The sequence below is a fragment of the Pseudomonas sp. GW821-FHT05D12 genome, from assembly GCF_059419825.1.
This window is the reverse complement of the sequence record NZ_JBWKSN010000003.1, coordinates 62607-87052: the sequence shown is the minus strand read 5'-3', so window position 1 is coordinate 87052 and position 24446 is coordinate 62607. Positions and strand designations below refer to the sequence as shown.

Annotated in this window: 21 protein-coding genes, 1 tRNA gene and 2 pseudogenes; 10 read left to right on the top strand and 14 right to left on the bottom strand. The window is 58.8% G+C overall.

The features are described 5' to 3' along the window. The first annotated feature begins 69 nt into the window (after positions 1-69). A complete protein-coding gene (locus AC07SI_RS06155) occupies positions 70-1074 on the top strand; it encodes an AraC family transcriptional regulator (RefSeq protein ID WP_065899554.1) in 1005 nt (334 codons plus the stop codon). 220 nt (positions 1075-1294) lie between these two features. On the opposite strand, the gene AC07SI_RS06150 is transcribed toward AC07SI_RS06155, so the two are convergent. Further along, entirely contained in the window at positions 1295-1666 is a 372-nt protein-coding gene (locus AC07SI_RS06150; RefSeq protein ID WP_065899553.1) for a response regulator, read from the bottom strand. A 38-nt stretch (positions 1667-1704) separates the two neighbouring features. After that, positions 1705-2391: a Crp/Fnr family transcriptional regulator gene (locus tag AC07SI_RS06145; RefSeq protein ID WP_495005385.1), complete on the bottom strand. Its 687-nt coding sequence runs from the start codon at positions 2389-2391 to the stop codon at positions 1705-1707. A gap of 83 nt (positions 2392-2474) precedes the next feature. Here AC07SI_RS06145 and AC07SI_RS06140 point away from each other — a divergent pair, with 83 nt between their 5' ends. Beyond that, positions 2475-3002 (top strand): Mpo1 family 2-hydroxy fatty acid dioxygenase, encoded by a 528-nt coding sequence (locus AC07SI_RS06140; protein ID WP_495005384.1) that lies wholly within the window; start codon positions 2475-2477, stop codon positions 3000-3002. A 108-nt stretch (positions 3003-3110) separates the two neighbouring features. Here the strand turns inward: AC07SI_RS06140 and AC07SI_RS06135 are convergent, their stop codons facing one another. From AC07SI_RS06135 to dibA, 6 genes are all read right to left on the bottom strand, one after another. Further along, positions 3111-4091, bottom strand: coding sequence for a sulfate/molybdate ABC transporter ATP-binding protein (locus AC07SI_RS06135; protein WP_065899550.1), 981 nt, complete (start codon positions 4089-4091; stop codon positions 3111-3113). Between the two features lie 3 nt (positions 4092-4094). After that, positions 4095-4967 carry a sulfate ABC transporter permease subunit CysW gene (gene cysW, locus AC07SI_RS06130; RefSeq protein ID WP_065899549.1) on the bottom strand — a complete coding sequence of 291 codons (873 nt, stop codon included), beginning with the start codon at positions 4965-4967 and terminating at the stop codon, positions 4095-4097. A gap of 13 nt (positions 4968-4980) precedes the next feature. Beyond that, positions 4981-5799, bottom strand: coding sequence for a sulfate ABC transporter permease subunit CysT (gene cysT / locus AC07SI_RS06125; protein ID WP_065899548.1), 819 nt, complete (start codon positions 5797-5799; stop codon positions 4981-4983). A gap of 200 nt (positions 5800-5999) precedes the next feature. Next, on the bottom strand, positions 6000-7010 hold the full coding sequence (locus AC07SI_RS06120) for a sulfate ABC transporter substrate-binding protein (protein ID WP_053137687.1): 1011 nt from the start codon (positions 7008-7010) through the stop codon (positions 6000-6002). Positions 7011-7085: 75 nt separating this feature from the next. Further along, a complete protein-coding gene (oscA, locus tag AC07SI_RS06115) occupies positions 7086-7268 on the bottom strand; it encodes a sulfur starvation response protein OscA (RefSeq protein WP_003170956.1) in 183 nt (60 codons plus the stop codon). Between the two features lie 302 nt (positions 7269-7570). Continuing rightward, positions 7571-9481, bottom strand: a complete 1911-nt coding sequence (dibA, locus tag AC07SI_RS06110) for a phosphodiesterase DibA (RefSeq protein ID WP_495005383.1) — start codon at positions 9479-9481, stop codon at positions 7571-7573. A 166-nt stretch (positions 9482-9647) separates the two neighbouring features. On the opposite strand from dibA, the gene desA reads away from it, so the two are divergent. Beyond that, positions 9648-10832: a delta-9 fatty acid desaturase DesA gene (gene desA / locus AC07SI_RS06105; RefSeq protein ID WP_065899546.1), complete on the top strand. Its 1185-nt coding sequence runs from the start codon at positions 9648-9650 to the stop codon at positions 10830-10832. Positions 10833-11020: 188 nt separating this feature from the next. Further along, positions 11021-12022 carry a sensor domain-containing diguanylate cyclase gene (locus tag AC07SI_RS06100; RefSeq protein ID WP_065899545.1) on the top strand — a complete coding sequence of 334 codons (1002 nt, stop codon included), beginning with the start codon at positions 11021-11023 and terminating at the stop codon, positions 12020-12022. 98 nt (positions 12023-12120) lie between these two features. Here the strand turns inward: AC07SI_RS06100 and AC07SI_RS06095 are convergent, their stop codons facing one another. The 3 genes from AC07SI_RS06095 to gabD form a co-directional block, all read right to left on the bottom strand. Beyond that, positions 12121-13329, bottom strand: coding sequence for an HDOD domain-containing protein (locus tag AC07SI_RS06095; RefSeq protein WP_065899544.1), 1209 nt, complete (start codon positions 13327-13329; stop codon positions 12121-12123). Between the two features lie 138 nt (positions 13330-13467). Further along, positions 13468-14745 (bottom strand): 4-aminobutyrate--2-oxoglutarate transaminase, encoded by a 1278-nt coding sequence (gabT, locus tag AC07SI_RS06090; RefSeq protein WP_025855478.1) that lies wholly within the window; start codon positions 14743-14745, stop codon positions 13468-13470. Between the two features lie 181 nt (positions 14746-14926). Beyond that, the gene (gene gabD, locus AC07SI_RS06085; RefSeq protein WP_058426343.1) at positions 14927-16369 is read right to left on the bottom strand and encodes an NADP-dependent succinate-semialdehyde dehydrogenase; all 1443 of its coding nucleotides are present in this window, start codon (positions 16367-16369) and stop codon (positions 14927-14929) included. A 371-nt stretch (positions 16370-16740) separates the two neighbouring features. On the opposite strand from gabD, the gene AC07SI_RS06080 reads away from it, so the two are divergent. The 5 genes and pseudogenes from AC07SI_RS06080 (at position 16741) to AC07SI_RS06060 (ending at position 21841) form a co-directional block, all read left to right on the top strand. Further along, a tRNA-Arg gene (locus tag AC07SI_RS06080) sits at positions 16741-16817 on the top strand. Between the two features lie 179 nt (positions 16818-16996). Then, a pseudogene (locus AC07SI_RS06075) lies at positions 16997-17371 on the top strand (Arm DNA-binding domain-containing protein); the annotation flags it as partial. Positions 17372-17840: 469 nt separating this feature from the next. Next, positions 17841-19256 (top strand): protein kinase domain-containing protein, encoded by a 1416-nt coding sequence (locus AC07SI_RS06070; RefSeq protein ID WP_495005382.1) that lies wholly within the window; start codon positions 17841-17843, stop codon positions 19254-19256. A 21-nt stretch (positions 19257-19277) separates the two neighbouring features. Further along, positions 19278-20435: an AAA family ATPase gene (locus tag AC07SI_RS06065; RefSeq protein ID WP_495005381.1), complete on the top strand. Its 1158-nt coding sequence runs from the start codon at positions 19278-19280 to the stop codon at positions 20433-20435. Beyond that, complete coding sequence (locus AC07SI_RS06060) at positions 20432-21841, top strand: hypothetical protein (RefSeq protein WP_495005380.1); 1410 nt, start codon at positions 20432-20434, stop codon at positions 21839-21841. The genes AC07SI_RS06065 and AC07SI_RS06060 overlap by 4 nt, the downstream gene beginning before the upstream one ends. 478 nt (positions 21842-22319) lie before the next feature. Here the strand turns inward: AC07SI_RS06060 and AC07SI_RS06055 are convergent, their stop codons facing one another. After that, positions 22320-22790, bottom strand: a complete 471-nt coding sequence (locus AC07SI_RS06055; protein WP_106805485.1) for a hypothetical protein — start codon at positions 22788-22790, stop codon at positions 22320-22322. Between the two features lie 273 nt (positions 22791-23063). On the opposite strand from AC07SI_RS06055, the pseudogene AC07SI_RS06050 reads away from it, so the two are divergent. Then, positions 23064-23231, top strand: a pseudogene (locus AC07SI_RS06050) (integrase core domain-containing protein); the annotation flags it as partial. 44 nt (positions 23232-23275) lie between these two features. On the opposite strand, the gene AC07SI_RS06045 reads toward AC07SI_RS06050, so the two are convergent. Together AC07SI_RS06045 and AC07SI_RS06040 are read right to left on the bottom strand one after the other, a co-directional pair. Next, a complete protein-coding gene (locus AC07SI_RS06045; RefSeq protein ID WP_495005379.1) occupies positions 23276-23869 on the bottom strand; it encodes a hypothetical protein in 594 nt (197 codons plus the stop codon). After that, complete coding sequence (locus AC07SI_RS06040; protein WP_495005378.1) at positions 23866-24438, bottom strand: RNA polymerase sigma factor; 573 nt, start codon at positions 24436-24438, stop codon at positions 23866-23868. The genes AC07SI_RS06045 and AC07SI_RS06040 overlap by 4 nt, the downstream gene beginning before the upstream one ends. Positions 24439-24446: the final 8 nt, after the last annotated feature.

Below are 24446 nucleotides of genomic sequence, written 5' to 3'. Positions count from 1 at the left end.
CCTGCACCAAGCCCTCTTGCCGGACGCTAGCCGCACACGCCAACCTGTTGACCGCAAGCGCCAATCGTCATGACCGAACCCACGTCCCTCGCCAGCTGGACCCGCGCCCTGCGCAAGCAGCTCGACGCCCTGGGCCTCGACAGCGCCGCACTGTGCACCGAGGCCGGGCTCGACCCGCAGCAGATGGACGACCCGAATGCGCGCTACCCGCTGTCAGCCACCACGCGGTTGTGGGAACTGGCGGTGCAGGCCAGCGGCGATCCGGCGATTGGGCTGAGGGTGTCGCGGTTCGTCAGCCCCACCACGTTTCATGCGCTGGGGTATGCCTTGGTGGCCAGCGGCAGCCTGCGCGAGGTGTTCGAGCGCATCGTGCGCTATCACCAAGTGGTCAGCGACGCCCTCGCGCTTGAGCTGAGCGGCGACGGCGAGCGTTACCGTTTTCGCCTGCTGCAACCGCCCGGCAGCCCGGCGCCGGCGCTGGAAGCCATCGACGCGTTTGCCGCGATCTATGTGCGCACCTGCCGCAACCGCCTGGGCCGCGACTATGCACCGTTGGCGGTGTACCTGCGCCGACCACCACCGGCCGATCCCACGCCGTGGCACACGGTCTTTCGCGCACCGGTGTTCTTTGCCGCCGAAGAAGACCGTATTGAATTTGCCGCGCACGATTTCGACAGCCACCTGGACGACGCCAACCCGGAACTGGCCGAGCACAACGAAACCGTACTCAAGCGCACCCTCGCGCAGCTGCAACCGCTGACCTGGGAGCGCAAGGTCCGTGCAACCATCGAGGCGCAATTGCCCGACGGCGAACCGAGTGCCGAGCGCGTTGCCCAGGCCTTGCACTTGAGCCTGCGCAGCCTGCAGCGGCACCTGGCGGATGAAGGCTGTCGCTTTGATGCACTGCTCAATGAATGCCGGCAGAACCTGGCCTTGCTGCACCTGCGCGACCTGCAGTGCTCACTGGCCGAGATCAGTCATTTGCTCGGCTTTGCCGATACCAGCAGCTTCAACCGCGCGTTCAAGCGTTGGACGGGAATGACGCCGGGGCAGTTTCGGGATGGCTTGCGATAAGTAAATCTGTGGTGTGTGTGATGGCCCCTTCGCGAGCAAGCCCGCTCCCACAGGGGAATGCATTCCAAATGTGGGAGCGGGCTCGCGAAAGCGATGGACCAGACACCCCTTACCCTGATCCTTCAACGCCGCATCGCGGGCCAGCCTGCTCCCACATTTTGATTTGTGAACACCTGCCAATGTGGGAGCGGGCTTGCCTGCGATAGCAATGGTTCAGGCACTAGAGTTGCCGGCTCCGGTCCCGCCGAAGCAGCTTCTTCACCCGCGCCACCAACGCCTTGCTCTCGAACGGCTTGAGCAGGTAATCATCTTCATGCAGCTCCAGGCCGCGCAGGCGGTCTTCAATCCCGCCTGGCGTGGTCAGGAACAGCAGCGGCGTGGCGCCCTTCTGCCGGATCGCCTGCTGCAATTTCCAGGCATTCAGGCCGGGCAACATCACGTCCAGGATTACCAGGTCGTACTCGGTGCTTTCGACAAAACGCTGCGCCGCCATGCCGTTGGCGGCGACTTCCACGCTGTAGCCCGCCTCGTTCAAGCCCTGGGCCATCCGCTGTGCCTCTTCGGATTCATGTTCCACTAACAGCACGCGCATAACACACCTCGATTGATCAGGTGTGCAGGCTACCACCCTCAGGTCTGCGCCGCCTCCCGCAGCCGCCGGGCGTCGAGGATTTCGATCTCGCCGTACCCCAGGCGCACGACGCCCTGGGATTGCAGGTCCTTGAGCAAGGCGTTGGTGGTCTGGCGCGACAGGCTCAACATCGCCGCGAGGTCTTCCTGGGGCAATTGCAGCACGCGCCTGGAGTGCTCGATATCGCCATAACCCTCGACGATCATCAACAAACGATGAGCCAGGCGCACCGAGGCTGGCATCAGGCTCAGTTGCTCCAGGCCGATAAAGCTCAGGCGCAGCTTCTGGCTCATCAGCAATGCGAGGTCGCGCCAGTAACGGGGATTTTCATCGAGGACTTTCAACAGCGCCTGCTGCGGCACCTGCAACAGCGTGCACGGCCCGACAGCGCAGGCGTCGTGGGTGCGCGGCAAACCGTCGAACAGGCAGATTTCGCCGAACCAGTAGGGCAGTTCCACCAGGCTCAACACTGCCTCCTTGCCGTGCTCATTCACCGCACTCACCCGCAGCGTGCCCTCAAGCACCGCATACAGGCCACAGGGCGGATCACCGCGCTTGAACAGGTACTGCCCCGGCGCCAGCTGGCGCAACCGGGCATGCGCCAGCAGGCTATGCTGAAACGGTGCGGGCAGGTGGCTGAACCAGTGACCGGTGGCCAACCGGGAGCGCCATTGCTCTACGTCCATGCGAACTCCGAAGATTGTCGCCCAGCTGACAGTTAGTCACAGGCGGACAGGGCATGATCAAACATCCTACAGGAGGAACAACAATGAAAAGCCTCGTCGACCACCTCAGTCAATACGCTGCCTACCACCGCGACCCGCGCAATATTGCCAGCCACTTTATCGGCATCCCGTTGATCGTGGTGGCCGTGGCCGTGCTGCTGTCACGTCCCGAATGGCCGGTGGGCGGCTTGTGGCTGTCGCCGGCGGTGCTTGTCGCGCTGTTTTCGGCGTGGTTTTACCTGCGCCTGGAACTGGCACTGGGTGTGCTGATGACGGTACTGATGGGTTTATCCGTGTGGGCCGGGCATGTGCTGGCGGCGCAAAGCACGCTGGTGTGGCTCAGCAGCGGTATTGGGATGTTCGTGGTGGGCTGGGTGATTCAGTTTGTCGGGCACTATTACGAGGGCAGGAAGCCGGCGTTTGTAGATGACGTGTCGGGGCTGATTGTAGGGCCGCTGTTTGTGGTGGCGGAGCTGGCGTTTTTGCTGGGACTGCGCCAGGGGCTCAAGCAGGAGATTGAAGAGCGGTCGGGGCCGGTGGTGCGCCGGGATCTAAAGCCTGGCGAGGCCTGAATGTGGGAGCGGGCTTGCTCGCGAATGCAGTGTGTCAGTCAGTACATGGGGTACTGATAGACCGCATTCGCGAGCAAGCCCGCTCCCACATTGGGTGTTGCGGTGCCCTCAGGCTTTTTGCCAGACCTTGGGCTTGAAGAACAACGTCTCACCGCGCGCCAAGCCGGTCAGGCTGTCATGATCCTTGACCACTTCAGCTTCGATCAGCTCGCTCTGGCCTTCCACCTTCAAGGTCACCCGCGTGGTAGCGCCAAGTGGGCGAATGTCGCGCACTTCAGCCGCATGGTGATCTTCGAGTTCATGCCGCGACAGCGACACTTCATGCGGGCGGAACAGCACGTGCTTGTCTTCCCCCAGGTGCAGGCGGTTGGAGTCGCCGAGGAAGTGGTAAACGAAATCGCTGGCCGGGTTTTCATACACTTCGCCCGGTGAGCCGATCTGCTCGATCACGCCCTTGTTCATCACCACGATACGGTCGGCGACTTCCATCGCCTCTTCCTGGTCGTGGGTCACGAACACCGAGGTCAGGTTGATGTCTTCGTGCAGGCGCGCCAGCCAGCGGCGCAGCTCTTTACGCACCTTGGCGTCGAGGGCGCCGAAAGGTTCGTCCAGCAGCAGCACTTTCGGTTCCACCGCCAGGGCGCGGGCCAGGGCGATACGTTGGCGCTGGCCACCGGAGAGTTGCTCCGGGTAGCGATCCGACAGCCAGTCCAGCTGCACCATGTTCAACAGCTCATGCACCTTGACCGCGATCTGGCTTTCGCTCGGGCGCTGGTTTTTCGGCTTCATGCGCAGGCCGAAGGCGACGTTGTCGAACACCGTCATGTGGCGGAACAGTGCGTAGTGCTGGAACACAAAACCGACGTTGCGATCACGCACATCGTGGCCGGAGACGTCTTCACCGTGGAACACGATGCTGCCGTCATCCGGGGTTTCCAGGCCGGCAATGATGCGCAGCAAGGTGGTCTTGCCGCAGCCGGACGGGCCAAGCAACGCCACCAGCTCGCCACTCTGGATGTCCAGATTGATGCTGTTCAGGGCCTTGAAGGCGTTGAAATTCTTGCTGACATTACGGACTTCGATCGACATGACTTATTCCTCAGCCGCACTGGCACGCAGGCGATTAATACGGTTCTCGCTCCACTGCTTGAGCAGCAGGATGAAGAGCGCCAGGATCAGCAACAGACTCGCCACCGCAAACGCAGCGACGTGGTTGTATTCGTTGTAGAGAATCTCGACGTGCAGCGGCAGGGTGTTGGTCACGCCGCGAATGTGGCCGGACACCACCGACACCGCGCCGAACTCACCCATGGCCCGTGCGGTACACAGCACCACGCCGTAGATCAGGCCCCATTTGATGTTCGGCACGGTGACATGCCAGAACATCTGCCAGCCGTTGGCGCCGAGCAGGCGCGCGGCCTCTTCTTCCTGGGTGCCCTGCTCCTGCATCAGCGGGATCAGTTCACGCGCAACGAAGGGCACGGTGACAAAAATGGTCGCGAGCACGATGCCCGGCAAGGCGAACACGATCTGGATGTCATGGTCTTGCAGCCATGGGCCGAAGAAGCCCTGGGCGCCGAACATCAGCACATAGACCAGGCCCGCGATCACCGGCGAGACCGAGAACGGCAGGTCGATCAGCGTGACCAGGATGCTCTTGCCACGGAACGAGTACTTGCTCACGCACCACGCGGCGCTGACCCCGAACACCACGTTGAGCGGCACCGAAATCACCACGGCGATGACCGTGAGTTTCAGCGCCGACAGCGCGTCGGGTTCGAGGATCGCGGTGAAGAATGCGCCGAGGCCATTCTTCAACCCCTGGGACACCACGATAAACAGCGGCAGCAGCAGGAACAGGAAGAACACCAGCCAGCCGAGGCTGATCAGGATGCGTCGCGACACCGCGCTGCCACGACGGGCAGCGTTGGCCGAGGACGCGGCGGAAATAGACGATTGGGACATGTTCCGCGCCTCCTTATGGATGTTCGATGCGACGCTGCAGCAAGTTGATCAGCAGCAGCAAAATAAAGGAAACCACCAGCATCAGCACACCGATGGACGTGGCGCCGTGGTAGTCGTACTGGTCGAGCTTGACCATGATCAGCAGCGGCAGGATCTCGGTTTTCATCGGCATGTTGCCGGCGATGAAAATCACCGAACCGTACTCGCCGACGCCACGGGCAAAAGCCAGGGCGAAACCGGTCAGCCAGGCAGGCAGCAGCGCGGGCACGAGGATGTAGCGGAACACTTGCAGCGGCTTGGCGCCCAGGCAGGCGGCGGCTTCTTCGATTTCCCGGGGGATATCGGCGAGTACCGGCTGCACGGTGCGCACCACGAACGGCAGGGTGACGAACGTCAGCGCCAGGGTGATGCCCAGCGGGGTGTAGGCGATCTTGAAGCCCAGGTCAGTGGCAAACTGGCCGACCAGGCCGGTCGGCGTGTACAGCGCCGTCAGCGCGATACCGGCCACGGCGGTGGGCAGGGCGAACGGCAGGTCGATCATCGCATCGATGATCTTGCGTCCGGGAAAGGTGTAGCGCACCAGCACCCAGGCCAGCAGCGTGCCGATCACGCCATTGATCAGCGCGGCATACAGCGCGGTGCTGAAGCTCAGTTTCAACGCCGCCAGCACGCGCGGTGCGGAAATGATGTTCCAGAACTGATCCCAAGTGAGTTGAGCGGCGTGTACAAACATCGCCGCGAGGGGGATGAGTACGATCAGGCTGAGGTACACCACGGTGTAGCCCAGCGTCAGCCCGAAGCCGGGTATGACGGGGGAAATACGACGCGACATAAGAGTCCTTGGTTAGCGGGTAGATACCACTGTAGGAGCGCGCTTCCTGCAGGAGCTGGCGCTTGTGTGGGAGCCGGGCTTGCCCGCGATGCAGGCACCTCGGTGTATCAGTCGCACCGAGGTGATGCTATCGCAGGCAAGCCCGGCTCCCACACCAGCCCAGCTCCCGCCGAGAGGCGGGCTCCTACAGGTAGTTTGGCTTACTGCGCCGTGTAGATCTGGTCGAACACGCCACCGTCATTGAAGAATTTCGGTTGGGCAGTTTTCCAGCCGCCGAAGTCTTTGTCGATAGTCACCAGGTCCAGTTTCGGGAACTGCTGGGCGTATTTGGCGGCAACTTTTGCATCGCGTGGGCGGTAGAAGTTCTTCGCCGCAATCTCCTGGCCAGCCGGGCTGTACAGGTGCTTGAGGTATTCGGTCGCGATCTCGGTATTGCCCTTTTTCTCGGCGTTCTTGTCAACCACGGCCACTGGCGGCTCCGCGAGGATCGACAGGGAAGGCACGACGATGTCGAACTTGTCGGCGCCGCCGTCTTCTTTCAGGGCCAGGAACGCTTCGTTTTCCCAGGCCAGCAACACGTCACCCTGACCGTTGTTGACGAAGGTGATGGTCGAGCCACGGGCGCCGGTGTCGAGGATCGGCACGTGCTTGAACAGCTCTTTCACGTATTCCTGCGCCTTGGCTTCGCTGCCACCGGATTTCAGGCCGTAGGCCCAGGCGGCGAGGAAGTTCCAGCGCGCACCGCCGGAGGTTTTCGGGTTCGGGGTGATCACCGAAACGTCTTTCTTGATCAGGTCGCCCCAATCCTTGATGCCTTTAGGGTTGCCCTTGCGCACCAGGAACACGATGGTCGAGGTGTACGGGGTGCTGGCGTCCGGCAGGCGGGTCTGCCAGTTTTCCGGCAGGGTCTTGCCCAACTTGGCGATTTCGTCGATGTCGCCGGCCAGGGCCAGGGTCACTACGTCGGCGCGCAGGCCGTCGATCACTGCCCGGCCTTGCTTGCCCGAGCCACCGTGGGATTGTTGGATCTTGACATTGTCACCTGGGTGGGACTGTTTCCAGAAGTTGGTGAACTCAGCGTTGTAGTCCTGGTACAGCTCACGGGTCGGGTCGTACGAGACGTTGAGCAACTCGTAGTCCTTGGCAACAGCGGAACCGGCAAACACGGCACTGGCCAGGGCGGCCAGGGCATAACGGCGAATCGACGACATAGAAGGCTCCTGAAATTCTTGGGTGTTGGCTTTTTCTTATAGTTGCGGGTCTAGCATGCGAATCGCCGTTTTTGCTTAGCTCGGTTTGTTACCCGGGTTCTGCAAACGGAATTTTTCTTTGCGTTCGATCTGTACCACTTGGGCGTTGTGCACAGTAATTTCCACCGCGCCAAACCGCAGATCGCGCAGGGCGCTCTGGATCTCACGCAAAATGGCTGCTTCGTCCTGGCCGTCGACGCTACGTAGAGATGCGCTCATGGTCTCGCTCCTGAAATGAATAGTGCCTCGCAGTGGCGGCACTGCTTGCGGCGTGAGGGCGATAGTAGATAAGCAGGGATATTCTTAAAAATACTATTTAAGAATGTTTATATAACCAGAAAGAATTTTCTGGTGGGGCGCGGGGTTGCGAGGACTTTGGCCATGAAAATACTCACGCACAGGCGCCGCTGAACCCTGTGGGAGCCGGGCTCGCCCGCGATGGCGGTGTGTCAGGCGGCGAATATTTCGCCTGACAGTTCCTCGTCGCGGGCAAGCCCGGCCCGGACATTGACCGAGGGTGCCTAACGAATGGCAGGGGCCCTTGACCAATCAATCTCCTGCGCCGGCATCGGCCGCCCGAACCAGTAGCCCTGCCCCAGGTCGCACGCCTGCTCCAACAGAAACCGTGCCTGCTCCACCTGCTCGATCCCCTCGGCGTGCACTTGCATGCCCATGCTCTTCGCCAGGGCGATCACCACACGCACAATCGCCGCGTCATCCTCGTCCCACGGCAGCCCGGCGACAAAACCCTGGTCGATCTTGAGCTTCTGCACCGGCAGGCGCTTGAGCCGCAGCAGCGAGGAATAGCCGGTCCCGAAGTCGTCGATGGCCAGGCGCAAGCCCAGCTCACGCAAGCGATGCAGTTGCTCCAGGGCCACTTCAGGGTCGTCCATCACCGCGCTTTCGGTGACTTCCAGCTCCAGGAAGGCCGGGTCGAGGCCGGTTTGATGCAGCACCTGGGCGACCTGCTCGTACAGTTCGCGCCGGGCAAACAAGCGGCTGGACACATTGATCGCGATAAAGCTCAACGGCGTACCCTCGGCCAGCCACTGGCACATCTGCCGACAGGCCTGGTGCATCACCCAGCCATCGATGTCGGCAATCAGCCCGGTGCGCTCGGCGATGGGGATGAATTCGCCCGGCGGCACCAACCCGCGTTCCGGGTGTTGCCAGCGCACCAGCGCCTCGACGCCGATCAGCCGGCTGGTGTGCAGATCGTGGACCGGCTGGTAGTACACGCGCAGTTCCTGCTGGTCGAGGGCACGCCGCAGCTCACTGGCGATTTCCACACGGTTCTGCGCATGGGCGGTGAGTTCTTCGGTGTACAACGCGTAGCCTTCACGCCCGGCGCTCTTTGCCTTGAACAACGCGGAGTCGGCGTTGCGCAGCAGCTGTTCGGCGCTCAGGGCGTCATTGGGGAACAGGCTGATGCCAATACTCGCGCTGATAAAAAGTTGGTGACCGTCGAAAATGAACGGCTGTTTCATCGCCTCCAGCATGCGCTGCGCCAATGCGGCCGCCTGGACCACCTGCGAGCAGCTTTCCGCGAGCACGGCGAACTCATCCCCGCCCAGCCGCGCCAGGGTCACGCCGGGGCCGAACAGGCCCTGCAGCCGCTCGCCGACCAGCTTGAGCAATTGGTCGCCGACGTTGTGGCCCAGGCTGTCATTGATGATCTTGAAGTGGTCGAGGTCCATCAGCAGCAGGGCGCAGCCGCGCTTGTGCAGTTGCGCCGAGGCCAGCGCCTGCTCGGCGCGGTCGGTGAACAGCAGGCGGTTGGGCAGGTCGGTCAGCGGGTCGTGATGGGCCAGGTGAGCCAGTTCGTGCTCGGAATCCTTGATGGCACTGATGTCGGAAAACACCGCGACGTAATGGCTGACGCGGCCCTGGTCATCGTGGATCACACGGATGGTTTGCCACTGTGGATAAATTTCACCGCTCTTGCGCCGGTTCCAGATTTCACCGCTCCATTCGCCGGTGCGTTCCAGGCTCTGGAACATCTGCTGGTAAAAATGCGACGAATGGCGTCCGGACTTGAACAGGCTGGGCTGCTGGCCCATGACGTCTTCGCGCCGATAGCCGGTGATCTCCATGAAGGCCCGGTTGACGTGCACGATCAGCCCCTGGGCATCGGTCACCAGCACGCCTTCACGCGTGCAATCAAACACTGCGGCGGCCTGGCGCAGGCGTTCGCGGTTTTCCTTGAGTGGCTGCTGCAACTGATGCGCGCGGGCAAATCGCGCGCACATCAGGTAGATGGCCAGTGCGCTCAAGGCCACCCACACGTACCCGCGCACCTGCAGCCAGCGCCCCAACTCCCGCGGTTCATCGAGAAAGTTGATCAATAAATGGTTGCTGAGCTGGAGCCACACAATGGAAACCAGCAGGTATACCAGCCCTGCACGCAGGGCACCTCGGTATGAAAACAGCATATGGTCAGTAATCCTTACCCAAAAAACACAATCGCCCTACAAAGGCTGCGGATTATAGAATAAGAAACATCCAGTCACTCCTATCTGAAAGGGCTGCTGGTTTTCTCTGTAGGCTTAGTGATAATGCGTGAGCTGTTCTTTTCTTTTTCTGAGGGCCATACAGCCTATGTGGTACAACGGTTTTCTTGACTTGTCAGCCTGGCAACTGGTGGCAGTCACTCTGTTGATGACCCACGTGACCATCGTCGCGGTCACCGTCTATCTGCACCGCTATTCAGCCCATCGTTCCCTGGAACTCAATGCTGGCCTGAAACACTTCTTCCGCTTCTGGCTGTGGCTGACCACGGCGCAGAACACCCGCGAGTGGACCGCTATCCACCGCAAGCACCACGCCAAGTGCGAAACCGTCGATGACCCGCACAGCCCGGTGATCAAAGGCCTGTCCACCGTGTTGCGCAAAGGCGCCGAGCTGTACCGCGCCGAGGCAGAAAACCCTGAAACCCTGCGCATCTACGGCAAGAACTGCCCGGACGACTGGATCGAACGCAAGATCTACACGCCCTACCCGCTGCTGGGCGTGGCGATCATGGGCGTGATCGACCTGCTGCTGTTCGGCACCATCGGCATCACCATCTGGGCGATCCAGATGATGTGGATCCCGTTCTGGGCCGCCGGCGTGATCAACGGCCTGGGGCATGCCGTGGGCTATCGCAACTTCGAATGCCGTGACGCCGCCACCAACCTGGTGCCTTGGGGCATCATCGTCGGCGGCGAAGAACTGCACAACAACCACCACACCTACCCTAATTCGGCGAAGTTGTCGGTGAAGAAGTGGGAGTTCGACCTCGGCTGGGCGTGGATCAAAGTGTTCAGCTTCCTGCGCCTGGCCAAGGTGCAGCGTGTCGCGCCGATCGCGCACCGCGTCGAGGGCAAGGGCCACCTGGACATGGACACCGCCATGGCGATCCTCAACAACCGCTTCCAGATCATGGCCCAGTACCGCAAGTTGGTGATTGGCCCGCTGGTCAAGCAGGAGCTGGAAAAGGTCGATCACTCGGTGCGCCACCAGTTCCATCGCGCGAAGCGCCTGCTGTCCCGCGAGACCAGCTTGCTGGATGACCGCCACCACGTGCGCATCCAAAGCATGCTGGAGCACAGCCATGCCCTCCAGGTGATCTACGAAAAGCGCCTGGCACTGCAACAGATCTGGCTCAAGACCAGCTCCAATGGCCACGATATGCTCGCAGCCATCAAGGAATGGGTGCATGAAGCCGAGGCCAGCGGCATCCAATCCCTGCGCGATTTTGCCCACCAATTGAAGACCTACTCACTGCGTCCTGCAGCCGTCTGAGAGTGCGGCGGGAGGGCCTTCCCTCCCGCCAATCAGCTTTTTGGCGTCATTTCTCGGTCACCGTCAATCGGTCCAGTTGACGGAACTTCACTGCAAATCCCCTCTCTCAATGAACACTTCGCCATCATGGTGGCCCCTTGTAGTGACCGCTGCTCCATCCTGCGGCGCGCCCAGAGAGAGTTGTGCCGATGGTTCACGAAAAGTCCTACTTACACGACGCCCCCACTGCTGAGCATCCGCGCCCAGCAGCGGCGGCGACCCTGCTGGCGCTGATGCATGCCCAGGGTGAAGTCGAGCGGCTGAGTGAGCGCGAGCAGTTGCTGAGTTCGCTGCTGGTCAGCGTCAACGCCGTGCTGTGGGCCATCGATTGGGAAACGCGCCGCGTGCTGTACGTGAGTCCGGCCTACGAGCGTATTTTCGGCCGTTCCGCCGGCCTGCTGCTGGCCGACCATCGGGAATGGCGCAACAGTATCCACCCCGAAGACCTCGACTACGCCGAACACAGCATGGCCCGCGTGCTGGAGCAAGGTGCCGTGGAGGACCGCGAGTACCGCATCATCACCGCGGACGGCCAGATCCGCTGGCTGAGCGACAAGTGCTACATCAACCAGCAGGTCGAGCCCGGCGAACCGGTGATCGTGGTGGGCATGGCCGAGGACATCACTGAAAAAAAGCAAATGGAACTGGAGCTGCATCGCCTCGCCACCACCGACGTGCTGACGCAGAGCAGCAACCGCCGGCACTTCTTCGAGTGCGCCAACCAGGCCTTCGACAGCGCCTGTGCCCAAGGTGCCCCGCTGGCTTTCCTGCTGCTGGACATCGATGATTTCAAGGACGTCAACGACACCTACGGCCACCTGGAAGGCGATCAGGTGCTCAGGCGTATCGCCGAAAGCGGTCGCGGTGTATTGCGCCGTGGCGACTTGTTCGGGCGCATTGGCGGCGAGGAATTCGCCGCCGTACTGCCAGGCTGCGCACCGGAAATGGCGCTGCAAGTGGCCGAACGCCTGGGCAGGGAAATTCAGGAGCTGAGCTTCAGCTATGAAGGCCAGGCCTTCAGCGTGACGATCAGCCAGGGCCTGGCCAGCCTCAAAGAAGAAGACTCGACCCTGGACAGCCTGTTCGCCCGCGCCGATGCCGCCATGTACGAGGCCAAGCGCCTGGGCAAGAACCGCGTGATCGCGGGCTAACCCCGATCAACTGTAGGCGCCGGCTTGGCTGGCGATTTCGGTGTGTCAGTTACCACGACTATCGTCGGCAAGCCGGCTCCGACAGGAAGGCGCGGACTTCAGGATTTGCGCACTCGGGTCAGTTCGGACAGGCCTACTTTGAGCAACCGCGCAGTCTTGCTCGCGGCCAGAGCTTCCAGCCCTTCATGCTCGGTCAACCGCGCCATTTGCGCGGCCAGGTTCACCACCAGCGCGTCCCGCGCATACACCCCGCCTTCCAGGGAGTAGATCGCCGCAATCAATTGACGCAGCTCCAGCGGCAAACGCCAGCGTGCACGCAGCGCCGAGCCATAGGCGGCGCCAAAGGCATACAGCGACTCACCAATCGCTTCGTCATCCAGCGCACCACCGCCCTGTCGCCAGTCTTCCAGGCAGCGCAACAAGGCCAAATCGCCCAGCCGATGCAGGATGCCGGCGGTGTAGCAACGCTCGTGATCCAGCTCCAGCATGCGCGCCAGGCGCCGGGCGTAGTCGGCAGTGTCCTGCGAGAGTTGCCAGTGGCGCTCGGCATAGGCCACCAGCGCCGGGTCGCCCAGCACCACGTTGTGCTTGAGGGCCAACCCCAGGATCAGGTTCATGCTCTGTCCGGCCACCAGCTTGTGCAACGCCGCAGGCAGGGTCTGTACCGGCGTGCCGTGGTGGCCGGCGCTGTTGGCAGCGGCGATCAGCACGGCAGTGATTTGCGGGTCCATGCGCACCTGGTCTTCCAGGCGCTTGAGGTCCAGCCCGTCGGCGCCGAGGCTGTGCTGCACGGCCGCCTTGACGTCGACGCGCAATGGCGCGCCGTCGCAGGCATCACGGCGGCGCTCAAGGAAGACAGGCAAGGTCATGCCAGGCGCCAGCGGCGGAATCTCGCAATACACGCTCTCGCCTTCGTTGAGCAGCAGGTCTTGCAGGCGCTGGGTCAGGCCTTCCATGTTCAAGGGTTTGGTCAGATAGGCGGTGGGCGCCAGCGGCAAGGCTTCGCGCACGCTGGCGCTGTCATTGCGACTGCTCAGCAGAATAAACGGCAAGGCCGGCGTACGGCGCTTCTGGCGCACGCTACGCAACAAGCTCAGGCCATCAATGCCGGGCAGCTCCCAATCCGCCAGGATCAGGTCGTAGGCCTTTTCGCGCAGCAGCGTGGCCGCTTGCTGCCCATCGGCACACACGTCCAACCGTGCGTCACAGCGCACAGTCAGTAACACTTGCTTGAGCAGATCCCGTGACCAGGGGTCTGCCTCGGCGATCAACACTCGGGGTACAGCGGGTAAATCAACAGCAGTCATCTGCACGCTCCATCGGCAATGCTTGCACCTTAGACAATGCAGGCACCTACGTACAATGAACAACACCTGAATGTGCCGCAATGGGCACAAAAAAACCCGCCGAAGCGGGTTTTTTCTGTCGATCAGATCAGCTTGTGATTACAACTCGGAGAAGCACTCTTCGATAATCGCCAAGCCTTTGTCCAACTGCTCGTCCGGCGAGGTCAGCGGGACCAGTACGCGCAATACGTTGCCGTAGGTGCCGCAGGACAGAAGGATCAGGCCCTTGTCACGCGCCTTGGCAACCACCGAGGCAACAGCGGCAGCGTTTGGCTTGTGGCTGTCGCCGTCTTCGAACAGCTCGACTGCGATCATCGCGCCCAGGGCACGCACTTCGCCGATCACCGGGTACTTGGCTTGAATGGCTTTGAGGCCAGTCACCAAGCGCTCGCCGACAGCCTTGCAGCGGTCCAGCAAGTGCTCTTCTTCAAACACTTCCATTACGGCCAGGGCCGCGGCGCAGGCGATCGGGCTACCGGCGTAGGTGCCGCCCAGGCCGCCTGGGGCGATGGCGTCCATGTACTCGGCCTTGCCGCACACACCGGCGAGCGGGAAGCCGCCAGCGATGGATTTGGCGAAGGTGGTCAGGTCGGCAGCAACGCCCATCTGTTCCATGGCGAAGAAGGTCCCGGTACGGCCGGCACCGGTTTGCACTTCGTCGGCGATCAGCAGGATGCCGTGCTTGTCGCACAGTTCGCGCAGGCGCTTCATGAAGGCTTTAGGCGCGACGTAGAAACCGCCTTCGCCCTGTACCGGCTCGATGATGATCGCAGCGATATCACGCGGCTCGGCATCGTTCTTGAAGATGCGTTCGATGCTGGCGATGGAGTCGTCGACGCTCACGCCGTGCAGCTCGTTCGGGTACAGCGCGCGGAACACGCCGCCAGGCATCAGGCCCATGCCAGCGGAGTAAGGCACGACTTTACCGGTCAGGCCCAGGGTCATCATGGTGCGACCGTGGTAGGCGCCGGTGAACGCGATCACGCCGGCACGGCCAGTGGCAGCACGGGCGATTTTCACGGCGTTTTCTACGGCTTCGGAACCGGTAGTGACCAGCAGGGTTTTCTTGGCGAAATCACCAGGGACCTTGGCGTTCACTTTTTCGCACAGTTCCACGTAAGGCTCGTAGGCCAGTACCTGGAAGCAGGTGTGGGTCAGCTTGTTCAGCTGCTCGGTCACGGCGGCGATGATTTTCGGGTGCACGTGACCGGTGTTCAGCACGGCGATGCCGCCGGCGAAGTCGATGAACTCGCGACCTTCAACGTCAGTCACGGTGGCGTTCTTCGCGGATTCGGCGAAGATCGGGTGAATCTGGCCAACACCGCGCGGTACAGCGGCTTCGCGGCGTTTCATCAAAGAAGCGTTGGTCTTGCTCATAAAGTCCTCATTCGCCACTCATCGGGTGGCGTAGCTCAAGGAATACGTGGCGGGGAGGCAACTACGGCAGCATGCGATGATCGACTGCCACAGCTTTCCCGGCCACTACGAATAACGTTTTGAAACACGCAAAGGGTCAGCGCTCTCGTGCCCTTTGCGTTTGCTGCGATCCCTTCCAGGCTTAGATGCCCAGGCAGAGGTATTTGATTTCCAGGTAATCCTCGATCCCGTACTTGGAGCCTTCACGGCCCAGGCCCGACGCCTTGATGCCGCCGAACGGCGCCACTTCGTTGGAGATCAACCCGGTGTTGACGCCGACCATGCCGTATTCCAGGGCTTCAGCCACACGGAACACACGGCCCAGGTCGCGGGCATAGAAGTAGGAAGCCAGGCCGAACTCGGTGTCGTTGGACATCGCGATGACTTCGGCTTCGTCCTTGAAGCGGAACAACGGCGCCAGTGGGCCGAAGGTTTCTTCCTTCGCCACAGCGGCGTTTTTCGGCACGTCGACCAGAATGGTCGGCTCGAAGAAGTTGCCTTCCATCACCTTGCCACCGGCCAGCAGCTTGGCGCCTTTGCTCAGGGCATCAGCAATATGCTCCTGAACCTTGGCCACGGCTTTTTCGTCGATCAGCGGGCCGGTGGTGGTGCCGTCTTCCAGACCGTTGCCGATCTTCAGCTTGGCCACCGCGACCTTCAGTTTTTCCGCGAACGCGTCGTAGACCGAATCCTGGATGTACAGGCGGTTGGCGCAGACGCACGTCTGGCCGTTGTTGCGGTATTTGGAGATGATCGCGCCTTCGACGGCCTTGTCCAGGTCCGCGTCGTCGAACACGATAAATGGCGCGTTGCCGCCCAGCTCCAGGGAGACCTTCTTGATGTCCTTGGCGCATTCGGCCATCAACTGGCGACCGATTTCAGTCGAGCCGGTGAAGGACAATTTACGCACGATCGGGTTGCTGGTCAGCTCGCCGCCGATGTCGCCGGCGCTGCCGGTGACCACGCTCAACACGCCTTTAGGGATACCGGCACGGTGCGCCAGCTCAACCAGGGCCAGGGCCGAGAACGGGGTTTGCGAAGCTGGCTTGATCACCATGGTGCAACCGGCGGCCAGGGCCGGGCCGGCTTTACGGGTGATCATCGCGGCCGGGAAGTTCCACGGGGTGATCGCAGCGGTCACGCCGATCGGCTGCTTGATCACGATCAGGCGCTTGTCGGGCTGGTGGCCGGGGATCACATCACCGTAGATGCGCTTGGCTTCTTCGGCGAACCACTCGATAAAGGAGGCGGCGTAGACGATTTCGCCCTTGGCTTCAGCCAGCGGCTTGCCTTGCTCGAGGGTCATCAGGCGACCGAGGTCTTCCTGGTTTTCGATCAGCAGTTCGAACCAACGGCGCAGCTTGTTCGCGCGTTCCTTGGCAGTCAGCGCGCGCCAGGCCGGCAGCGCCTTGTCGGCGGCTTCGATGGCGCGGCGGGTTTCAGCGGCGCCCATCTTCGGCACGGTACCGAGGATTTCGCCCGTGGCAGGGTTGTTGACCTTGATGGTCTGACCGTTGTCCGCATCGACCCAAGCGCCATCGATAAAGGCTTGCTGGCGGAACAACTGGGTATCTTTGAGCTGCATGTCGGCTTTCCTTAACAGCACCGCGCGCACGCGGAGCGAATTAGAGTTGTTGAAAGGCGCCTTGTGGGCTGCCGTCAGGGAAATCAGCCCCAGCGCGCGGGATCAGTGAAAGGGCGCACGGGAGACAGAGCGTTTGAAATCTCAAACGAATCCTAGGATCAATGGGGGTACAGGGCAATAGTCTGTTCGAAAAAAAGAACGAAAACCGCGCATTTGCCGAATCTTTCTGATCAGCGTAACCGGGACCGGTTCCGCCACACCGACCGCTGGCGCCCGTCGCAGGGCCACTGTACGGAAAAATCCCACCCTTAAACGTCCAAAGACCGGCATGGACGCCCAAGGACGACATGGGTATGATGTCGCCCGCACAAGCATCCGTAGCTCAGCTGGATAGAGTACTGCCCTCCGAAGGCAGGGGTCGTGGGTTCGAATCCCGCCGGGTGCACCAAAATGATGTTTCTGGTTGTCTCCTGATGACTACGAAACGCCCCGGAAACGCCCCGCAAAGCCCGCCCTGTGCGGGCTTTGTTGTTTCTGCTTGTCTACCTTTGTCTCCCCTCATACTGTAGCTCTGTGTATCCCACGGTGTATCCTCAGGCATCTCTAGAACCGAGGGGATACAAGGGCGTGAAACGGTCAGAAATCAAACGCAGACCACTCAGTGACACCGCGCTGGCAAGCATCGAACCCGAGACCGGGGAATATCGTGAGCTCGACGGTAATGGCCTGTATCTGCGCGTTAAGCCGGATGGCCAGAAGTCCTGGCAGCTTCGGTATAAAAACCAAGCAGCCAAGTGGAGCTGGCTTGGCCTGGGCGGCTATCCCGAAGTCAGTGGCGCACTGGCCAGGAAAAAAGCAGCCGAGTATCGCAAGGAGATCGCCAACGGCGGCGACCCTATCGCTGCACGCAAGGCCCGAAAAGCGGCCGAACTCGAAGCAGCAACAAACACATTCGATATCCTGGCGCGCGAGTGGATCGAAATTCGCAGCCCTGGCTGGGAACGTCCTGAATTCGATCCCACACACAGCATGCAAGCCGCCTTAAGGCGGCTTTTTTGTTTTCGATGAGATTCCCCACTAGTTCAATGGAAGTGCTGGCCATGGCGCCAGGTGAGCTGCTGAGAGCCAATTTCTGGCTGATCCCACTGGTCGAGCTCCCGGCGCTGGATGGCAAGCCTCCACCCCGGCGCGCGCTGTTGTCCCCCCACCACACCTGGGGTCCAAATAGGCCAATTTTTCTGCACTCCTCCGAAGGCTGATTCGCCGGGCCAGGTATGGGCTAGAACTGCACCGGCTGTAAGTAATTTTCCCTGCAAAACCCTGCACATGCAGCCCGCTATTTAAACGGTAGGCAACCTAGACGGGGCGTAGTAATGTCAGATCGTGAGGGGGAGCCGTCCCAGCAGGGCTTCTCGGCGCTTGGCCGGACTTGAAACGTCCCAACCTCACGAATCGACTGAGAGGGAAAGGAATGCCGGATTTATCTCATGACGTGATCCAAGATATTGAGCATCGCCTGATTGCTTATCTCGAGGATCTGGAGGGCTACGGGGCTCCAGAATTTCTTGATGCCGGAGGGTCGGCTGCAGTTTTTAAGGTTCCTACACCAACAGGTGCGAGGGCTTTCAAGGTATTCGATCCTGCACTGATTACTGACGGCGAAGACTCTGCTGATAGGCGCCGACTCGAGCTGCAGCGACAACTAATCGGTCATGACTGCCCATACTTGATACAAACGTATAAAGTTGAAACTGATATGGGCACTGCATTTGTAGAAATGGAGTTCGTGGACTGGCCACAGTTGAAAAAACAAATTCACGCCATACCGGATGAAAATGTCCCAGATCTTATCGGCCAACTCGTGGACGCCGTAAAATATTTAGAGCAAAAAGGTATAGTTCATCGAGACATAAAACCTGAAAACATCCACATATCCAACGACTTCAAGTCGTTAGTATTGTTGGATTTAGGCGTAGTACGGGAATTTGAACCTGAGCCAGGGCGCCCCTCGACAGATAATGAAAAACAACGTCTATTTCTCGCGACAGCACAATATAGTTCGCCTGAATACCTATTCAGGCTCGACGAACCTTCGCCAAGATTATGGAAAGGGTTGAACATTTATCAGGTTGGCGCTGTATTACATGATTTAATTATGCGTAGACAACTTTTCTCGGAAGAAATAGAGCTAAAGAACAGATGGTTAATAGCAAGAGCGGTATTGACGAAAACTCCTTCATTTGACGAAGGCAACCCCCAGCGACTTTCCCAACTTAAAGCTCTTTCCGCCAGGTGTCTAGCTAAGAGTTTAGACACTAGGTTGCAAACAGTTACTTGGGACGATTTTATACTCGAGAACAATGACGACCCTCTCAAGCGTTTAAGGGGGGTTGCGGTCAGAACAAAAACTAAGGCTGGCGTCGTTGAACGAGAGTCGCTCCTTGCTCGGTTAAACTTTGATCGAAGTGAGTTCTGGAGGCGCGTGTCTGAAAAGGTGAGAGCCGAACTTCAGGCATCTTGCGGTCCTGAGCTTCCCACTAAAGTGAAATTACCACTTTCGGTATCAAATGGAAATTTAGAGTGCCAGGTAAACTACGGGACCATTGCTAGCGTCGAAATATTGATTTACCTGAAATGGAGAGATGGCATATTTGAGAAAAACGCCGATGCATACATCTGCTCTAGCATCGTTCTACCGTCACTCCCAACAGCAAAAAAAGAATGGAATTCCAGACTAATTTGCGAGTGCAGCATGACCGAAACCGAAGCTCAGCTTATCACCAACATTTCCAACGCGGCCGCCGAATCGATTATGAGGGGACTGGATATCATAAGCCATGTTGAAGAGATTGAATCAGTTCATGAGCTTGATTTACAAATCCCCTGATAGCAGCAAGGATAGCTAACAATGAATACAAGCTGGTGGCGAATACTCAATCAACTGAGTGACTCACAAAAACTTTTCATCGGACTGCCACCGTATGGCAAACACCTTCTTGAAGGCCCTCCGGGCTCGGGAAAAACCAACTTGTTGCTGCTGCGTGCAGAATTCATGGCAGGGAGTGGTTATCCTAATTGCTTGATTATCACGTATACAAACACGCTTGCTAATTTCATCAGGAGTGGCATCAGTGCAAAACAACTAATCAGCTCCAACCAAATAAGGACATACCACTCTTGGGCTTACGATCATATAATGCTCAGTTTAGGTGAGAGGCCGATGCCCCCTAATGCAGAATTTGACGAGGCGTCTCGAAAGGAGTTAGCAAAACTTGTCGCCGAGTCCAACGCATCTCTGCCATCCCTCAAAGTTTACGACGCGATCTTCGTTGACGAAGCTCAAGACCTGACTTGCGAAGAATTGCAGCTGCTGCTCCAGCTTAGCGACAATGTATGTATTTGCGGTGATACCCGGCAGGGAATCTATAACCGTGATGGGCTAGAAGTGCCTGAATTCGTTGCATTACAGCGGCATACCTTGACCGAGCACTTCCGAATAGGACATAGGATCGCCCGTGTAGCAGATCGACTGATCCCTCCCAATCCAGGAACACCATCACTAGAAGAAACCTCAAATTACAATCCGCAGTTGCAAGGCGAATCCAGCGCCAATCTTCATAGCTGTACTACACGCGACGAGCAATTTCAGCAAATGTTGGATCTAATAAAAATTCAACTAGTGGCTTTTTCCGGAGACTCCATTGGCATTGTTTGCGGCAAAAAAGACACTCGAAAGGAACTTCGAGAGCGCTTCGACGGCACCGATTTAGCGACCATGGTTTACGTGCATGGAGTAGACAAAAACCCAAACTTCTTGGAACGACCTATACATGTATTAACCATGCATGGATCGAAGGGCACTGAGTTCCGTGCATTGCACATGTTTGGGATAGAAGAATTAAATGATAACTTGCTTCGTCGCACCAAGTTGAGTTACACCGCAGTGACTAGAGCGAAAACATCTCTCAACGCTTACAAAACTGGTAGTACAACAAAAGCCTTGGAAAGTGCGTTTTCCGAGCCTAAGCATTTCAATTTGACTGACCTATTCGAGGATGCCAAATGAATCGTACATTCCGATGGCACTTGGTTAGCAAATCTGAGGTCGCTAGTGGTCTGCTAGGTGAGTTCCTCTCGCTATATGGATCATGGACTCTTTCGGAATATGATCTTGATCGAGATAAGATAGCTGTCGGCGTTGCTACCACTGATTATGGCAATGGTGCAGGCCCAGCTCTATTAGTTATGCCCGAAAAGTATGCCCACGAAGCGTTCGCATGGTTTAACGTATATGCTCCGGAAATTTCACCGCTAAGCCAAATATTAAGGGTGGTAACGTTTCAGGACTGGGAGAAATACCAACCCAAGGAGAGCTACGCCAACAACATAATACGAAGCGCACAATGGGCATGTTTAACACTTGGTGAAATTCTAGCGCAAGGTGACAGCGGTCTCGATATCCCAACGATACCTCTATCTAGAGCGCAGGCTTGCTTCTCACTCACGGTGGGAAGAACAGCGATGATTTATCAGGATATAGAGATCACTCAAAATTGTATCGACCGATTAGCGAAGGTTGAGCGGAACAATGGTTTCGTGCAACGTCCAGTGACAATTCATGAACTCTATCCAATGTGGAGCATGCTTGAGAAACTGACTTATAGCAGGGATGTGGCAAAACTCAATGTTTTTGACGTCATCGAAAATTTGGAAAGAGATCATGGGCGGATTGGACGAAAAGAAAGCCTCACGTCGTTTTCTGGACTACTTAGCGACTCTGTTGAAGAAAGGGTTATAGCTTTCAACAAATATATTGAGACAGTCGTAACTCCTAATACGAAGCTGCGTAACGACATAGTAATCAGCTCCAGTCTCGCGGCTGCGGCCTTTCTCGTTGGTCGCGGGACCTCGCATCTTTTCATGCTTCGCCCCTGGACAAATCAAATGCCATTAGCACTGGTATGGTTCAGTTTCTTCGCAGCATATGGAGGACCTTTATTCTGGGACTTGAACTGGACTAAGGCAGTCAAAAGTATCGAGCGGTCGATCAGCGGAAAATTTAGCTGGGAAAACTCTGCACCGGTCGACCTTTGTTGGGCAGAGTATCTATGGAGAACAGATGTATTCGGAGAGAGCTCATTTTCACAAATACCCAAGCTTTACCCTAGAGTACTTTCAATAGAAATCATGCCAGGAGCAAGTTGCCAGTTGCGATTGAATATTCCGGTCAGCCCGAAGAGTGCCGACGTTGCTCGGCAAAAACTTGAAGCTAACAACCTAGAGCTCAAGGCCGCTCTAGATGGGCTGCTAACGCTGGCTAGCAAAGCCAGAGACATGTTGTCAGGCACGAACCCACCACCGTCTTCAGGTCATCAAAGGTCGCTAGGATTTGAAACAGAGCAAGATTCTGCGCCTGTCACCAAGCGAGGTGGCAGGTCATCTGGAAAGGGCAAACACCGCGAGGACGGCTAGACCTTACAGGGATACGGGGCCAAAGAGCGCCGAGAGGGAAGGTTTGCCCCAAGCCGGAACTTGACAGCGTCACTTATTGCTCGCGCTTCGGACCTGCTGGCGTGTGGGACCGGAGCCATGTATCCCCCTCTGTATCCCCCAGATATTAACAATAGGATATTGCACTTAAGATCAATAACTTACATGCCGAGTTAGAACCCCGCCGGGCACCACATACTGGTTTCTGGCTGTATCAGACAGTCTATGAAGCCCAACGAAGCCCGCCTTGTGCGGGCTTTGTTGTTTCTGGCTTTTAATCGTCGCTCTTAAGAAGATCGACCGGTGTGATCCACTGCGAAGCGCAAATGCGCCAACGGCGGCACAATTCAAGGCGCTGGTGGAGCGCAGCCAGTCGTTCGCATCGGATTTGACCAGCACACTGGGTGGCCTGATTGGCAGAAGTCGCCCCAAAGCGGGCATCCACTCGTGACTTTTGAGATCATGCGCCCACGTCATTTATCAGTTCGCGCCAGGCATCCCTTGCGTTCTGCTCCGAGGTAAAGACTTGTACTTTTGGATGCCAGAACTGCCCCTCAATTACGATGCATTCCAGGGTAGAGTCCTGAAACGTGAAGACATAATGGATGGCATCTTTAAGAAACCGCTGTCTATCGTGTCGCGGATGAATGGCGTTTCTCTGCTCAAGCTCTGCTAGCCAAGGCGAATTATCTATTCGATGAATTTGGTAATGCTTGAGACCAAGTCCAATAAGCGGATGACCGCCCAAAGCCTCGTCGTTTGGTGAGCCGAACTGCATTTTCCTAACTAGGGGAAAATGAATTACAGCTATTTCTTCCCCTGCGGTGCAATACCGTAAACATAGCTGCGTGTCCGTGGCAAACACGATGGGTTCGGGCGACGTACTTGGCTGTGGCCAGGAGTCAAGCAGCACTACGGTTGCGAATGACATAGGGAAGCCTAGTGAATAATAGGGGGGAAACAGAGTGCGAGAGCGACGCGTTGTCGTCAAACGTTACTGATCGCGATGGGCTGCTTCTGGGTTTTTTTGCCGATCAAGGCCACCCAGTGTGCTGGTCAAATCCGATGCAAACGACTGGTCAAGTCCATGCAACTACGCATCTAGGGAATCAGGATGACCAGCGTTATTTCTGATCACCAGGTGGTGAGGACAGCTGATATGCAATGCGACTGGCTCGAGGTAGATTGACTACCTGACAACACGGCGGAGAGGATAAACGGCATTTTGAAGACCGAGCTCCTGCTGTATCGCCCTAAAGATCTGGCGGACGCAGTGAAAATGGTGGATGAGTCGGTGCTGATCTACAACGGGGAACGGCCACACCTGTCCCTGAAATACAAAACGCCCGATGCAGTGCATCGGGCGTTTTGAGACTGAAATAGGTGTAAACCTATTTCAGGACTAGACATGTTGATTCAGTGCTTCTCCAACGCCTCCAATCGCGCCGGCAGGTCTTCCTCGGGGAAGCGTTGATGCAGCGCCAGCAACTGCTCGTCCGCCGCCCTGCTTTCTCCCGCCGCGCGCAACCGCAGGATTTCGCGCAAGCCTTGCTCCAACGATGGCAACGCCACCGGCGCACGCTTGCTCAGTTGTTTGGCGGCCGGGGCATCTGCCAATGAGCCGGCGATTTCCGCCTGGGGCGGTGGGGCGACGGCCAGGCGGGCCATGGGGGCAGGCGCAGGCGCCGAGAACGCTTGTGGCGCCGGGCGTGCAGTGTCCTGTTGAAGACCGGAGAAGGTCGCGGTGGATATCTCGGGCTGCGGCACCGGCGAGCGCATCACCACGCCGATCATCAGCGCGAGGCCTGCGACGGTAGCGAATGCCATCTGCCAGCGCGGGCGTTGGCAGGCTTGCAGCCAGCGTTGCCACAGGTTTGGCTGCGGCGCCGGGGCTTCGCGGCGGGCGGTGGCGAGGATGAAGGCGTCGAGGGACGCAGGCGGTTCGCCCGTACTGTGTTGACGAAAATGCTGGATCAGCTCGTCGTCAGGCATTTGTCGTGAGTCGGTCATGCGGGTATCTCCTCGGCCAGCAGGCGGCGCAGTTTCTGCTGGGCGTAACGCAGGCGGCTTTTTACGGTTTCCAGCGGGGCGCCGGTGAGGGCGGCGATTTGCGGCACCTCAAGGTCGCCGTGCAGGCGCAGCAGGAAGACTTCGCGCTGGTCTTCGGGCAACGCCTGCAGCGCGGCGTCGAGGCGCGCCTGGTCGCGGCTCAGGCTCAGTTGCTGCTCGGGCCCGGCGCTGTCGTCGGGCTGGGCGTGCAGTTGCTCGTCGTAGCTGTCGTGCCGGGGGTTGTGAATCCCGTGCTTGCGCCAGTAATCGATCAGGCGATTGCGGGCAATCTGGAACAGCCAGGTACGAAAACTCGCCCTCCCCTGTGGCTGCGTGTTGCTGCGGATCAGGCTGAGCCAGGTCTCCTGGTAGATTTCCTCGGCCAGTTCGGCCTTGTTGCTCAGGGACACCAAAAACCGATACAGGCCCTGGCGGTGCCGCGCGTACAGGGCTTCGAACGCGGCACCATCGCCGGTTCGGTAGCGGGCCAGCAGCGATTCGTCGCTGGGCAGGTCGTTTGGAGCGGGCATATCGATGG

Bases quoted from the DNA above. Each gene is read 5' to 3' on its own strand.
- AC07SI_RS06155 (WP_065899554.1), top strand. From the start codon at position 70: ATGACCGAACCCACGTCCCTCGCCAGCTGGACCCGCGCCCTGCGCAAG.
- AC07SI_RS06150 (WP_065899553.1), bottom strand. From the start codon at position 1,666: ATGCGCGTGCTGTTAGTGGAACATGAATCCGAAGAGGCACAGCGGATG.
- AC07SI_RS06145 (WP_495005385.1), bottom strand. From the start codon at position 2,391: ATGGACGTAGAGCAATGGCGCTCCCGGTTGGCCACCGGTCACTGGTTC.
- AC07SI_RS06140 (WP_495005384.1), top strand. From the start codon at position 2,475: ATGAAAAGCCTCGTCGACCACCTCAGTCAATACGCTGCCTACCACCGC.
- AC07SI_RS06135 (WP_065899550.1), bottom strand. From the start codon at position 4,091: ATGTCGATCGAAGTCCGTAATGTCAGCAAGAATTTCAACGCCTTCAAG.
- cysW (WP_065899549.1), bottom strand. From the start codon at position 4,967: ATGTCCCAATCGTCTATTTCCGCCGCGTCCTCGGCCAACGCTGCCCGT.
- cysT (WP_065899548.1), bottom strand. From the start codon at position 5,799: ATGTCGCGTCGTATTTCCCCCGTCATACCCGGCTTCGGGCTGACGCTG.
- AC07SI_RS06120 (WP_053137687.1), bottom strand. From the start codon at position 7,010: ATGTCGTCGATTCGCCGTTATGCCCTGGCCGCCCTGGCCAGTGCCGTG.
- oscA (WP_003170956.1), bottom strand. From the start codon at position 7,268: ATGAGCGCATCTCTACGTAGCGTCGACGGCCAGGACGAAGCAGCCATT.
- dibA (WP_495005383.1), bottom strand. From the start codon at position 9,481: ATGCTGTTTTCATACCGAGGTGCCCTGCGTGCAGGGCTGGTATACCTG.
- desA (WP_065899546.1), top strand. From the start codon at position 9,648: ATGTGGTACAACGGTTTTCTTGACTTGTCAGCCTGGCAACTGGTGGCA.
- AC07SI_RS06100 (WP_065899545.1), top strand. From the start codon at position 11,021: ATGGTTCACGAAAAGTCCTACTTACACGACGCCCCCACTGCTGAGCAT.
- AC07SI_RS06095 (WP_065899544.1), bottom strand. From the start codon at position 13,329: ATGACTGCTGTTGATTTACCCGCTGTACCCCGAGTGTTGATCGCCGAG.
- gabT (WP_025855478.1), bottom strand. From the start codon at position 14,745: ATGAGCAAGACCAACGCTTCTTTGATGAAACGCCGCGAAGCCGCTGTA.
- gabD (WP_058426343.1), bottom strand. From the start codon at position 16,369: ATGCAGCTCAAAGATACCCAGTTGTTCCGCCAGCAAGCCTTTATCGAT.
- AC07SI_RS06070 (WP_495005382.1), top strand. From the start codon at position 17,841: ATGCCGGATTTATCTCATGACGTGATCCAAGATATTGAGCATCGCCTG.
- AC07SI_RS06065 (WP_495005381.1), top strand. From the start codon at position 19,278: ATGAATACAAGCTGGTGGCGAATACTCAATCAACTGAGTGACTCACAA.
- AC07SI_RS06060 (WP_495005380.1), top strand. From the start codon at position 20,432: ATGAATCGTACATTCCGATGGCACTTGGTTAGCAAATCTGAGGTCGCT.
- AC07SI_RS06055 (WP_106805485.1), bottom strand. From the start codon at position 22,790: ATGTCATTCGCAACCGTAGTGCTGCTTGACTCCTGGCCACAGCCAAGT.
- AC07SI_RS06045 (WP_495005379.1), bottom strand. From the start codon at position 23,869: ATGACCGACTCACGACAAATGCCTGACGACGAGCTGATCCAGCATTTT.
- AC07SI_RS06040 (WP_495005378.1), bottom strand. From the start codon at position 24,438: ATGCCCGCTCCAAACGACCTGCCCAGCGACGAATCGCTGCTGGCCCGC.